A 13,022-nucleotide genomic window follows, 5' to 3' on the forward strand; every position below is an offset into this window, starting at 1 on the left:
AATCTATCTAAAATCGTTATATTAGATAGATTATCTATGTTTCAGATTGTCCAGTTTATTTTAAACCAGAAGTCATTCTCTTTTCGCATGACATCATTCATTTGCGTTATTTAAAATAAAAATGCCCGGCATATAGCCGGGCATACTTATAGACAACGCAACAATTAATAGAAAAATCTATTGCTGAACGTAAGTATATTTCCCATCAGCACCCTTCTCCCACTTATACATTACGTAACCTGGAAGTTTCGGATCGCCTTTCTCATCATAGGAAAGATCGCCAAGTACGGTTGGAAAAGGACCCTTTTCCTTGAGTGCCTTGGCAATTTCCTGCGGATCATTGCTTCCGGCAGCCTTGGCAGCACCCGCCAGCGACTGAACAGCTGCATAGGAATAGAGCGTATAGGCTTCTGGTTCAAAGCCCGAATCGCGGAACTTCTTCACCAGCTCGGCATTGGCCGGATTGTTGCGTGGATCCGGGCCGAAAGTATTTAACGTACCTGCAACCGCGTCACCTGCGATTGAAGCCAGCTCGTTAGAGACAATACCATCGCCCGAGATGAACTGTACCTCCAGCCCCTGATCAGCAAGCTGACGGATGATAAGGCCGGCTTCAGCGTGCAAACCACCCCAATAAAGAACAGTCACACCCTGCTGCTTGAGCTTGGCGATCAGCGCCGAGAAGTCCTTCTCACCAACATTCACGCCTTCATAGACGGTTTCAGTGACACCAAGTTCGTTAAGCTTCTTCTTGGTTTCATCTGCAAGACCTTGTCCATAAGGAGTCTTGTCATGAATAACTGCGATCTTGCCATCCTTGAAATTATCAAAGATATACTGACCGGCAACAATACCCTGCTGGTCATCACGGCCACATGTACGGAATGTATTCCAGAGATCGCGCTCTGTATAAACCGGATTTGTTGCGGCTGGCGAAATTTCAAGAATACCATTTTCCGCATAGACATCCGAAGCCGGAATCGAAACGCCGGAGTTGAAATGGCCGATCACATATTTCACGCCATCAGCGGCAAACTTGTTTGCAACGGAAATACCCTGCTTCGGGTCCGATACGTCGTCGCCAAGCGTGATTGTAATCTTTTCACCATTGATACCACCGGCATCATTGATTTCCTTGATAGCTGCTTCCGCACCCTTCTGAATCTGAGCGCCATAGACAGCATTTGGTCCGGTCAATGGTGCACCAATGCCCAAAAGCACATCTGCCCAAGCCGAGCCACTCAAAGCCATTAGTGCTGCAAGAGCAACGCCTGAAAAAAGCGATTTCTTCATTTCCTTGAACTCCCGATTATAGTTACCCCGAACGATGTTTCGCATCGCTTATTTTCTTGCTGATTACCCAGCAATATCTACGCTGAATTCTTGTTGTTCAACGTGATCTTTTAGAAAAACTTCGCCGCCCGAATGTTTGTTTTTCCAGAATGTTTTTTATTGTTCTGAACACTCATTCTGAATGTATTAATGCGTATCTTGCGCGGCGAAGCCTTAAATTATTTTGCCTTCCAGCTCAGAGGCGAAGCCTTCTCATAAAGCCAGCTATACTGTCGCACCATCTGCTTGGTACGGGTGAAACGATATCCTATTGTCCCAATGATCATCAGTACGATTACATCAACCAGATAATAGTGCAGCGAAAGCAACGTGCCGCCGAACAAGGCGTAGTGAATGAAACGCACCACCGCACCCAATGGAATAAGATACAACAAAAGCTGCGGATAACTACGCCATGTCTGGGCACAAGCGCGTCCCGTCATCCATGCGGCCCACCCACCCAGCAGGCAGGTAATGAGAAAAAACAACCAGAATGACGGTTCTTCGTAGAGAATTCCCTGCATGTTTTTCTTCCTTAATGCCTTCCGCCTTCGAGATAGGCAGCCCGCACTTCCGGGTCAGCCAGCAATTCACGGCCAGCACCGCTCATGGTGATTGATCCATTGACCATAACATAACCGCGATCAGCAAGCTTGAGCGCACCAAATGCGTTCTGTTCAACGAGAAACACCGTCAGCCCCTGGGTACGGTTGAGTTCCTTGATCGCCTCAAAAATCTGTTTGACGATCAGTGGTGCAAGACCGAGCGACGGCTCATCAAGCAATAGCAGCTTCGGACGCGCCATCAATGCACGCGCAATGGCCAGCATCTGCTGTTCGCCGCCCGAAAGCGTACCGCCACGTTGCGCAATACGTTCTTTCAAACGTGGAAACAGATCGAACATCAGCGCTACATCTTCTTCAAAATATTGCTGATTATCGAGGCTTGCTCCCATCTGAAGATTTTCAAGCACCGTCATACGCGGGAAAATACGGCGACCTTCCGGCGACTGGGCAATGCGCAGTTTTGCAATCTCATGCGGTGGCATCGACGTGATATCCTTGCCACCAAAAAGAATGCGTCCGCTACGTGCACGCGGTGATCCGAATATCGTCATCATCAGCGTGGACTTGCCGGCACCATTCGCGCCAATAAGCGCTACGATCTCGCCTTCATTGACGGTGAGATCAATGCCCTTGAGTGCACGAATATTGCCGTAATAGGTTTCGACCTTTTCGACGGCCAGAAGCGGTTGTTTTATCTGCATGGTTTCAGCCGTCATTATTCACTTCCCTTCTTGGGCTTTGCCGGAGCTTTGGTGCTCTTTGTAGCCTTGCGGGGCCTGGCTGCCTTTACGGAAGTGCTCTTATGGCTTGTAGGCACGCTGCCTGCTTCAACACGGGTCGAAAATTCTGTTGCCTTACCCGCTGCAAGCTTTGCGGCCTGTCCAACCCAGTCTTCACGCGCTATACGCCCATCAAATTCGAGATAGGTTTCAGCCTGCTCAATATCGGCTTTCGTCCAAGCTGCAATCTGATCGAAGTGATAGATCCCGTGCGCGTTCAACTTCTTCTCATTGACCGCACCAATGCCCTTGATCAGGGTCAGATTGTCTGGCGTAGCATCACGGGCCGAAGCCAGTCCGCCTGCAAAATGGACAACATCCTCCGCCTGCTCTTCTTCAATGGCATCGTCAGTAAGATGCGCCACAATAAAGTCAGCAGGATCGCCGGCACCCGGCTTGTCTGCCTCTTCAACCAATTCGGCGATTTCGTCGTCATCAACACCAAGATAGGCCGCAATAACACGCGGATCATTCTTGACCTGTTCCGGCGAGCCGTCGGAAATCTTGGTGCCATATTCAAGCACGATAACGTGGTCGGAAATTTCCATAACCACCGACATGTCATGCTCAATAAGCAAAATAGACGTTCCGGTTTCATTGCGAATGTCGAGCAGCAGCTTGTTCAACTCAGCCGATTCACGCGGATTAAGACCTGCCGCAGGCTCATCAAGACAGAGAATTTCCGGCTTGGTGCACATGGCCCGGGCAATTTCCAGACGGCGCTGATCACCATAGGGAAGATCACCCGCAGGATCATCCGCGCGATCAATCAGATTGATCTTTTCCAGCCAGTAACGTGCCTTCTCAATCGCATCCTTTGCAGCCTTCCGATAAGTCGGAAAGCCAAGAAGACCAAGGATCGTATAGCCTGAAGAACGCATCAATGTATTGTGCTGCGCAACAAGCAGATTCTCCAGGACAGTCAGACCTGAGAAAAGCCGGATATTCTGGAAAGTACGCGCAACACGCGCATCCTGCGTGATCTTGAAATCAGGCAAACGCTCCAGCAGGAACTTTTCGCCCGTTTTGCGGTGCATCGTCAGCATACCGCCAGTTGGCTTGTAAAACCCGGTGATGCAATTGAAAACAGTCGTTTTGCCTGCACCATTCGGGCCGATGATTGCCGTAATATCTCCGCGCTTCACATCGAAGCTCAGATCGTTGATAGCGACAAGACCACCAAAGCGCATCGACAGATGCTCAACTGTCAGAATGGTGTCTTTCGAACCATTACCAGCCATAATTTTTGTCTCCGCCATCAGCCGTGCCCTTCCTTGGTAAAGGCACCTGACACCATCTTCTTCTGATTAAGGAATGCGCTTGGTTCCCGGCTTCCGACAAATCCGCGCGGTTTCCAGACCATGACAACAACCATGGCAAGACCAAAGATCAGCATACGATAGAGTTCAGGCGTGAAGCTTGGACCAAAAATGGCTTTCAGGAAGCCCATTTCGCGCAGGATTTCCGTACCGCCAATCATCACGATCGCAGCAATGGCAATACCTACAAGCGACCCCATGCCACCCAGAACAACAATGGCCAGAATGACTGCCGATTCAAGGAACACAAAGGATTCAGGGCTGACAAAACCTTGACGCGCTGCAAAGAAAGAGCCGGCAAAACCGCCAAACATGGCGCCCGTCGCAAAAGCAGTCAGCTTTGTCGTCGTGGTATTGATACCAAGCGAACGGCAGGCGATTTCATCTTCACGCAGTGCTTCCCACGCACGACCAACCGGCATACGCCGCAGACGGATCGTCACAAGTGCCGTGATCAGTGCCAGAATGAGAATGATATAGTAAAGGAAGAACTTGTAATGCGCAGCCGAGAAAGTCAGGCCGTAATAAGCAGCAAAGCCATCCTTGCTGGCATTGAACTGAAGACCAAAGAATGTTGCTTTGGCGATGCTCGAAATACCAAAAGTACCCTTGGTCAATTCGGTCCAGTTTATCAGCACAAGTCGAATGATTTCGCCAAAGGCCAGCGTTACGATAGCCAGATAGTCACCACGCAAGCGCAGAACCGGAAAGCCGAGAATGACGCCCCATGTTGCGGCCAGAAGACCGGCAATTGGTAACAGAACCCAGAAAGACCATCCAAAATAGGCAGACAGAATAGCGTAGGAATAGGCGCCAACCGCATAGAAAGCGACATAGCCCAGATCGAGCAGCCCAGCGAGGCCGACCACGATATTAAGCCCCCATGCCAGCATCACATAGATCAAGATCTGGACGCCAAAATTATCGACCCATTTCAGCGAACCCTGCCAGCCGACAAGGGCAACAATCAGGATCGGATAGGCAAAAAGAAATGCAACACCAAAATGCGAGAAATGCTTGCGGAAAAAAGACGGGCTTTCCGCAACAGCAGTTGATTTGCTGGCCTTCTCAAATTTTCGCGCCTGAAGCCAGGGCTGCAAAAATGCAATGAAAGCAAATCGCCCGACCGCTGCCAGTGCAACGAGGATAGCCAGCGCTCCCCATCTTTGGGTCAACACCAGCTCATTGCTGATATTCTGATCGGTTTTGAAACCGACAATGAGAATGAAAAGTCCCAAAGCCACAAGACCGGCAATGACCCCTTCACGAATTGCCCGGACAAAAAGGGAATCCGGACGTGAACCTGTTTGTACGGCCATGATTACACCTTTTCGACTTCAGGGCGGCCAAGAATGCCGGACGGCATGAAGATCAACACGATTGCCAGGATCGAGAACGCAGCAACGTCCTTATAATCGATCGAGAAATAAGCAGACCACAAGGCTTCGATAAGACCGATGAGCAAGCCACCGACAACCGCACCCGGCAACGAGCCAATCCCGCCCAGAACAGCCGCCGTAAATGCCTTGACGCCGGGAATGAACCCGTCCGCAAAGGAAATGACACCATAAAAGGAGAGATAAAGTGTACCGGCAACAGCGGCCAGCATCGCACCCATCACAAAGGTCAGCGAAATGACACGGTCAACATTGATGCCAAGCAGTGCAGCCATCTTGCGATCCTGCTCACAGGCGCGCTGGGCACGACCAAGAGATGTACGATTGACGATATACCAGAAGATCGTCAACAGCACTGCCGTCACAACGATGACCACGATCTGCTTGAGCGAAATGGTTACATCGGTTCCAAAGACGCTGTAAGAGCCGTTAAGAAGCTGTGGCACCGGCTTGTTGCGCGGTCCCTGCGTCACCTGAACAAAGTTGGACAAGGCAATCGACATGCCTATTGCCGTAATCAACGGTGCCAGACGAAACGATCCGCGCAATGGCCGGTAAGCGGCCCGCTCGATCGTCCAGCTCCACAGCCCCGTGAGAAGCATTGCAACAACCATCATCAGCAAAAGCATAAGCGCTATTGGCAGCGCACCAATGAATGTTGTTATAATCAGAAAAACAATCAGCGCCATAAAGGCACCAAGCATAAAGACATCGCCATGTGCAAAATTGATCATGCCGATAATGCCGTAAACCATCGTGTAACCAATGGCAATCAGGCCATAAATCGATCCGAGCGCGAGCCCGTTGATCACCTGCTGGAAGAAATATTCCATCTAGAAGCCACCCATTTTACTCTGTCGGGATTTTATTGACGCATCATTATTTCGTGCGCCTTCATTTTTTTCCCGAATAATTACACCTAACGGCTGTATTAAGGATTGCAAGCCCCTTTTGTCTCAGACAAAAGGCTAATAGCTTACTTCCTCCACAAACTAGTTATGTTCCCTAAAAAGCGCCTTCTGTATATATTTTTCTCCTATTTGAGGCGCCTTATTCCATATTTTTCTCGAGGCGTCACAGACAAAAAATAGGGATCAGATCCCTATTTTTGCCAGCCGTACCAATTTTACGCAACAGTAAATCCGTGCGCAAACGGATCGCGGTCATCAATAAAGATCGTATTGTAACCAGTCATACGTGCCCAACCGGCGATTGAGGGTATGATTCCCTTGCCTCCCGCTACATCCACAGTCCGTTCAACGCGGCCATGAAACAGCGATCCAATGATCGATTCATGCACGAAATCATCTCCGGGTTTCAGCTTTCCCTTGGCCGTAAGCTGCGCCATACGGGCAGAAGTGCCGGTTCCGCAAGGCGAACGGTCAATTGCCTTGTCGCCATAGAAAACTGCATTACGCGCATGAGCTTCAGGATGTTTCGGCTTACCGGTCCAAAGAATATGCGTAAGACGATTAATGTCCGGGAGGTCCGGGTGCTGAAATTTATATGCCTCGTTCAGACGTTCACGCAGCACCGGACTCCACGCAATGAGCTGCAACGCAGAATAATCTTGCATGTCCGTGTAATTTTCTTGCGGCTCAACAATCGCATAGAAATTTCCGCCATAGGCAACATCGACCTTGAGCGTTCCCAGATCAGGGCATTCCACTTGCATATCTTCCGCATATAGGAAGGCGGGAACATTGGTCAGCCGCACACGATCCACATACTGACCATTTTGCTCATACTCGATCGAGACCAGTCCGGCAGGGGTTTCAAGATTGAGTTTTCCCGGTATTTTAGGTGTAACAAGCCCCTGCTCGATAGCCATTGTCACAGTGCCGATTGTGCCATGTCCGCACATCGGCAGACAGCCGGATGTTTCAATAAACAAGACAGCCACATCGCAATCCGGGCGTGTTGGCGGGTAAAGGATCGAGCCGGACATCATATCATGACCGCGCGGCTCAAACATCAGTCCGGTGCGGATCCAGTCATATTCACGCAAGAAATGTGCGCGTTTTTCCATCATATTGGAGCCAACAAGGTTAGGCCCACCTCCTGCAACAAGACGCACAGGATTGCCGCATGTATGTCCGTCTACACAAAAAAACGAATGTTTTGCCATAATGGTCAGTTCCGAAAACGTTGAGGCTTGAAAGGTTCTATATCAATCGCCGGTGCAGTCCCTGTGATCAGATCACGAATAATGCGTGCCGTCGCTGCCGATTGTGTGAGGCCAAGATGCCCATGGCCAAAGCCATAATAAATATTACCGCCAGCTGATGCGCGACCAATCACCGGCATGGAATCGGGCATTGACGGTCGATAGCCCATCCATTGCCGCCCACCTTCGGTTTTTAGTCCGGGCAAAAACTGTGAAGCTTTTTTAAGCATGGCTGCTGAACGCGCATAATTAGGAGCCAGTTCAAGCCCACCGAATTCAACTGCACCACCCACCCGCAGACCTGTTGCCATAGGTGTAATGACAAACCCGTGCCCCGGGAAAGTCAACTGCCGCTTCACATCAAAGCTGCCAACAGGCAATGTCGTATTATAGCCGCGCTCCGTATCAAGCGGCACAACATCACCGCACTCTTTTGCGAGCTGCTTTGACCATGCACCTGCCATCACAACAAGATGTGCAGCAGCAATTTCTGTACCCTTATCAAGCCGAACGACCGCACCACCATTTACAGGCTGAACAGTCGTTACCGAAGCTTTGACAAAACATGCACCCTTCTTTTCAGCATAAGCCCAGATTGCCTGACCAAACAGCTTCGGATCACTCACATTTTTCCAGCCCGGAACAAATGTAGCTGCAACAAAACGAGCATCCAGTCCGCCCTGCAATTCGTTCAGCCGACTTCCACGCACATGCTCATATGCAATACCGGCTTTGGCTTTTGCAACCCAGCCGGATTGCGATGCAGCAAGTTCTGCTTCGCTCTCATAAAGCTCGAGATTACCGTCCTCGCGCAGACGGTCACGCAAACCGGCACGATCAATCAGTCCCAGCATCTCGCTTTGCGCAAGCTGCATCATATTGCCCTGAGCAACCGTTGTCTTTTCAAGCGCTGCCGCATTGCTTGCACGCCAGAAACGATATAGCCACGGGATCATTTTAGGAAAATAAGACGGGCGGATCGTGAATGGTCCGAGTGGATCCATAAGCCAGCCCGGCACTTTACCCATAACACCTTTGGAAGCCATCGGCAGAATATCAGAAAATGCGAGGGCAGCCGCATTGCCTGAGCTGGTTTCTTCGCAAATGCCACTGCGGTCAATCACAACAACATCACGGCCAGCCTCGGCCAACAGTGCAGCGGTTGCCACACCGACAATCCCGCCGCCAATGATAACGATGTCATGCTGCCCATTGGGACTTGATTTCATTATGTGCGGCTCCCGCCCGGACTTACAGTTTCGCCTTCATTGTTAAGGCTCGGCTAAATTCACATCCGCCACACCGCTTTTGTCCATCCATTTTTTGGAATGACATCATGAAAAAAGCCCGTTATCGATGAGAATGCTCCGTATAGCTATTGATATTATTATTACGGCGGCACACCACTCTATTTGATATATCAAAGATATATCTATAGGCTGAATACCTGTCAATCGCATTCAGAACAAGGCTCATCTGCATGAAATATGCAACTGTATCCGAAAAAACAGATAACAACAGTTTCGTTCTTATTGATAGCTGGGCAAGCGAAAGCCTTGCAGAGCAGGCATATCGAGTGTTGGAACGTCTCATTGTTACACTGGAACTGGAGCCAGGTTCAGTTGTTAATGAACGCACGCTGATAGAATTGACCGGCATGGGCCGCACACCGATACGCGAGGCAATCCAGCGGCTGGCATGGGAAGGACTTGTTGAAGTCCGGCCCCGCTCCGGCATAGCTATTGCACAGATTAACCCAAATGATTTCAATAAAATATTGGATGCACGCGAAGGAGTAGAGCGCGTTCTGGCCCGTGATGCTGCACGCTTTGGCACCACGCGCGATTATGAACGCCTGAAAGCGGCTGCTGATGCCATGCTCGAAGCAATATCTTCTGACAATATTTCATTGTTTCTGAATGCGGATAAGGCCTTTGATATCGTGCTTGGGGCGGCTTCTGGCAATCCATATGCTGCACGGCTGGCAGCTCCGCTGCAAACCCATAGCCGACGCTTCTGGTTCAGGATGCGTCCTGCAACAGGCATCACCGGTTCTGCAAATGCTCATGCAGCCTTAATCGAGGCAATCATTTCACGCGAGCCAGAACGTGCCAGCGATACCGCCAGCGCATTGATGAAATATCTGCGCACGCTTGCACCATAGAGCCCAATCAGAACCGCATGAAACAAGGATCAAGGGGCATATTTACTGTCCGGCCCCGGCAATAAAAAAGCGGACCGAAGTCCGCCTTTTCAAATTCTGATTTTTTAAAGAGCTCAAACCAGCTTTTATCAAGCAGGCAAGATAGCACCTTGCAAAGTCATGAGCTGATGCAGAAAGCCTTCTGCCTTTGTGCGATGTTCAACAGAAGAAGCATCATCAAGCGCCTTACGGGCATGTTCGATGCGCTGCTGAATATCAGCACGGTCAAAATCATCAATATGGGTTGCCGATTCTGCCAGAATTGTACAGCTCTGCGGGGTAATATCCGCAAAACCACCAAATACAACGTAGGAATCAGACTTGCCGTCGCTCAGCTTAACCGAAACAACACCCGGCATGATCGTCGTCATCAGCGGTGAATGACCGGCAAGAGCCGTCAAATAACCTTCACTGCCCGGAATAACGACTTCCGTCACCTCAGCAGAAAGCAGAAGGCGTTCTGGCGACACGAGTTCGAATTGGAAAGCTTGAGCCATGTTTCTCACTTAAATTTCTGGAGCCAGATCCCGAAAACAAATATTGCTTCGATAAAAGATCATACTCAAACAAATGAACAGGCATTTCCGGCGGGCTTAAACACCCGCCGGAAACTCAATTCATTAAGCGGCTTCAGCGGCCAGCTTCTTCGCCTTTTCGACCGCTTCTTCAATCGAGCCAACCATATAGAAGGCTGGTTCTGGAAGATGATCATATTCACCTGCGCAAAGGCCTTTGAAGCCCTTGATAGTGTCTTCGAGCGCAACAAGCTTGCCGGGCGAACCGGTGAACACTTCAGCAACGAAGAACGGCTGCGATAGGAAGCGTTCGATCTTACGGGCACGGGCAACAGTCAGCTTGTCTTCTTCCGACAATTCATCCATGCCGAGAATGGCGATGATGTCCTGAAGAGCCTTATAGCGCTGCAAGATTGCCTGAACCTGACGGGCAACCGCATAATGTTCTTCACCAACGATCATTGGGTCGAGCATACGCGATGTGGATTCAAGCGGATCCACAGCCGGGTAGATACCCTTTTCAGCAATCGAGCGGTTCAGCGTGGTTGTCGCGTCCAAGTGAGCGAACGACGTTGCTGGTGCAGGGTCGGTCAAATCGTCGGCAGGAACGTAAATTGCCTGAACCGATGTAATCGAACCCTTGGTCGTCGTGGTGATGCGTTCCTGCATCGCGCCCATGTCGGTTGCCAGTGTTGGCTGATAACCCACAGCGGATGGAATACGGCCAAGAAGAGCCGAAAGTTCCGAACCAGCCTGCGTAAAGCGGAAGATGTTATCCACGAAGAACAGAACGTCCTGACCCTTGTCGCGGAAGTTTTCAGCAACCGTCAGACCCGACAGTGCAACACGCGCACGCGCACCCGGAGGCTCATTCATCTGACCGTAAACAAGTGCGGCCTTCGAGCCTTCACCACCACCGAGCTTGTTAACGCCCGATTCGATCATTTCGTGGTAAAGGTCGTTACCTTCACGGGTACGTTCACCAACGCCTGCGAATACCGAGTAACCGCCATGCGCCTTGGCAACATTGTTGATCAGTTCCATGATGAGAACGGTCTTGCCAACGCCGGCACCGCCGAACAGACCAATCTTGCCGCCCTTGGCGTAAGGAGCGAGAAGGTCAACAACCTTGATGCCCGTTACGAGGATTTCAGCTTCGGTCGACTGTTCGATATATTCAGGAGCTTCCTGGTGGATCGCACGACGGGCAGTAGTCTTGATCGGACCAGCTTCATCAACCGGCTCACCGATAACGTTCATGATACGGCCAAGCGTTTCTTCGCCAACCGGAACCATGATCGGGTTGCCTGTGTCGCGTACTTCATGACCACGCACCAGACCTTCGGTCGAGTCCATAGCAATCGTGCGAACAGTGTTTTCGCCAAGATGCTGAGCAACTTCAAGAACCAGACGGTTGCCGAGATTGTCAGTTTCAAGAGCGTTGAGGATCAGTGGAAGCTGACCATCTTCGAACTGTACGTCAACAACAGCGCCAATCACCTGGGTGATCTTGCCTACTGCGCCAGTCGTTGCAGCCTTTGGAGCCGCGCCGGATTTAGCAGCAGCCGCCTTGGCTGGAGTAGCCTTTGCCGGCGCCCTTTTGGCTGGAGCTTTCGCCGCTGCTGGCTTTGCTTCGGCCGCGGCGGTAGTTTTCGGGGTCGCTGCTTTTGCCATCGATCCTTTACCTTCCGTTAGCATGATCCCGAAAACTACGCGTTTTCGGGGAAAATCATGCGATGAACCTTAACTCTTCTGCCGAATTCCTTAAAATGATTTCATTTTAAGGAGAAATTCCGCAGCAAATTTAAACCGCTAGAGCGTCCTTTGTGCGCCCTCTCGGGCGCACGGCGCTCTAGAGCGCTTCCGCGCCCGAAATGATTTCAATGAGTTCTTTGGTGATCTGAGCCTGACGCTGACGGTTATATGTGATCGACAATTTGTTGATCATATCACCGGCATTGCGCGTTGCATTGTCCATCGCGCTCATCTTCGCGCCCATTTCGCCCGCCACATTTTCCAAAAGAGCGCGGAAAATCTGGACCGAAATATTGCGCGGGATCAGTGTGCTCAGGATCTCCGCAGGATCAGGTTCATACTCATAAATCGCATCGCCTGCAGAATTCGCCTGCTCAGTAGCACCTGCCGAAGCCGGAATAAGCTGCTGCGCGGTTGGAATCTGTGCAATCACCGACTTGAACTCGGAATAGAACAAGGTGCAGACATCAAATGCGCCCTGTTCAAACATCTCGATAATCTTGCTACCGATCTGATCGGCATGCACAAAAGCGAGTTGTTTGACTTCACGCAGATTGACATGGTCAACAATCAACGAAGCAAATTCACGACGCAGAATATCTGCGCCCTTTTTACCAATCGTCAAAATCTTGACCGTCTTGCCTTCGCTCAGGAGCTTGCGAGCATGATCACGCGCAAAACGTGCAATCTGGCTATTGAAACCACCACAAAGTCCACGTTCTGCAGTAGCGACGACGAGCAGATGCACGTCGTCCTTACCCGTACCGACCATCAATGTCGGCGCATCCTCTCCGCTCACATTCTGCGCAATATTTGCGAGAACGGCACCCATGCGCTGCGAGTAAGGCCGGGCGGCCTCCGCAGCTTCCTGGGCACGGCGCAGCTTCGCCGCAGCGACCATCTGCATCGCTTTGGTGATTTTCTGCGTCGCCTTGACCGAGGCGATACGGTTTCTCAGATCCTTTAGTGAAGGCATCCGTTCATCCCGT

At 50.7% G+C, this 13,022-nt stretch carries 12 protein-coding genes; 1 reads left to right on the forward strand and 11 read right to left on the reverse strand.

Annotated elements, in window-relative coordinates:
- Window positions 1-177: 177 nt before the first annotated feature.
- From FHY56_RS11635 to FHY56_RS11670, 8 genes are all read right to left on the reverse strand, one after another.
- Window positions 178-1,293: a branched-chain amino acid ABC transporter substrate-binding protein gene (locus FHY56_RS11635; RefSeq protein ID WP_140905337.1), complete on the reverse strand. Its 1,116-nt coding sequence runs from the start codon at window positions 1,291-1,293 to the stop codon at window positions 178-180.
- Window positions 1,294-1,511: 218 nt separating this feature from the next.
- Window positions 1,512-1,856, reverse strand: a complete 345-nt coding sequence (locus tag FHY56_RS11640; RefSeq protein ID WP_140905338.1) for a DUF6867 family protein — start codon at window positions 1,854-1,856, stop codon at window positions 1,512-1,514.
- An 11-nt stretch (window positions 1,857-1,867) separates the two neighbouring features.
- Window positions 1,868-2,614 (reverse strand): ABC transporter ATP-binding protein, encoded by a 747-nt coding sequence (locus tag FHY56_RS11645; protein ID WP_140905339.1) that lies wholly within the window; start codon window positions 2,612-2,614, stop codon window positions 1,868-1,870.
- Window positions 2,614-3,918: an ATP-binding cassette domain-containing protein gene (locus FHY56_RS11650; protein WP_140905430.1), complete on the reverse strand. Its 1,305-nt coding sequence runs from the start codon at window positions 3,916-3,918 to the stop codon at window positions 2,614-2,616. Before FHY56_RS11650 ends, FHY56_RS11645 begins: the two co-directional genes overlap by 1 nt.
- A gap of 17 nt (window positions 3,919-3,935) precedes the next feature.
- Window positions 3,936-5,315, reverse strand: coding sequence for a high-affinity branched-chain amino acid ABC transporter permease LivM (gene livM / locus FHY56_RS11655; protein WP_140905340.1), 1,380 nt, complete (start codon window positions 5,313-5,315; stop codon window positions 3,936-3,938).
- A gap of 2 nt (window positions 5,316-5,317) precedes the next feature.
- Window positions 5,318-6,226 (reverse strand): branched-chain amino acid ABC transporter permease, encoded by a 909-nt coding sequence (locus tag FHY56_RS11660; RefSeq protein ID WP_140905341.1) that lies wholly within the window; start codon window positions 6,224-6,226, stop codon window positions 5,318-5,320.
- A gap of 293 nt (window positions 6,227-6,519) precedes the next feature.
- Window positions 6,520-7,521 carry a 4-hydroxyproline epimerase gene (locus FHY56_RS11665; RefSeq protein WP_140905342.1) on the reverse strand — a complete coding sequence of 334 codons (1,002 nt, stop codon included), beginning with the start codon at window positions 7,519-7,521 and terminating at the stop codon, window positions 6,520-6,522.
- 5 nt (window positions 7,522-7,526) lie between these two features.
- Window positions 7,527-8,789: an NAD(P)/FAD-dependent oxidoreductase gene (locus FHY56_RS11670; protein WP_140905343.1), complete on the reverse strand. Its 1,263-nt coding sequence runs from the start codon at window positions 8,787-8,789 to the stop codon at window positions 7,527-7,529.
- A gap of 251 nt (window positions 8,790-9,040) precedes the next feature.
- On the opposite strand from FHY56_RS11670, the gene FHY56_RS11675 reads away from it, so the two are divergent.
- Complete coding sequence (locus FHY56_RS11675; RefSeq protein ID WP_140905344.1) at window positions 9,041-9,724, forward strand: GntR family transcriptional regulator; 684 nt, start codon at window positions 9,041-9,043, stop codon at window positions 9,722-9,724.
- Window positions 9,725-9,852: 128 nt separating this feature from the next.
- Here the strand turns inward: FHY56_RS11675 and FHY56_RS11680 are convergent, their stop codons facing one another.
- From FHY56_RS11680 to FHY56_RS11690, 3 genes are all read right to left on the reverse strand, one after another.
- Window positions 9,853-10,260 carry a F0F1 ATP synthase subunit epsilon gene (locus tag FHY56_RS11680; protein WP_140905345.1) on the reverse strand — a complete coding sequence of 136 codons (408 nt, stop codon included), beginning with the start codon at window positions 10,258-10,260 and terminating at the stop codon, window positions 9,853-9,855.
- Window positions 10,261-10,383: 123 nt separating this feature from the next.
- Window positions 10,384-11,952 carry a F0F1 ATP synthase subunit beta gene (gene atpD / locus FHY56_RS11685; RefSeq protein ID WP_140905346.1) on the reverse strand — a complete coding sequence of 523 codons (1,569 nt, stop codon included), beginning with the start codon at window positions 11,950-11,952 and terminating at the stop codon, window positions 10,384-10,386.
- 178 nt (window positions 11,953-12,130) lie between these two features.
- Window positions 12,131-13,009: a F0F1 ATP synthase subunit gamma gene (locus FHY56_RS11690; protein WP_140905347.1), complete on the reverse strand. Its 879-nt coding sequence runs from the start codon at window positions 13,007-13,009 to the stop codon at window positions 12,131-12,133.
- Window positions 13,010-13,022: the final 13 nt, after the last annotated feature.

This window comes from Brucella gallinifaecis, assembly GCF_006476605.1.
Lineage (GTDB): Bacteria > Pseudomonadota > Alphaproteobacteria > Rhizobiales > Rhizobiaceae > Brucella > Brucella gallinifaecis.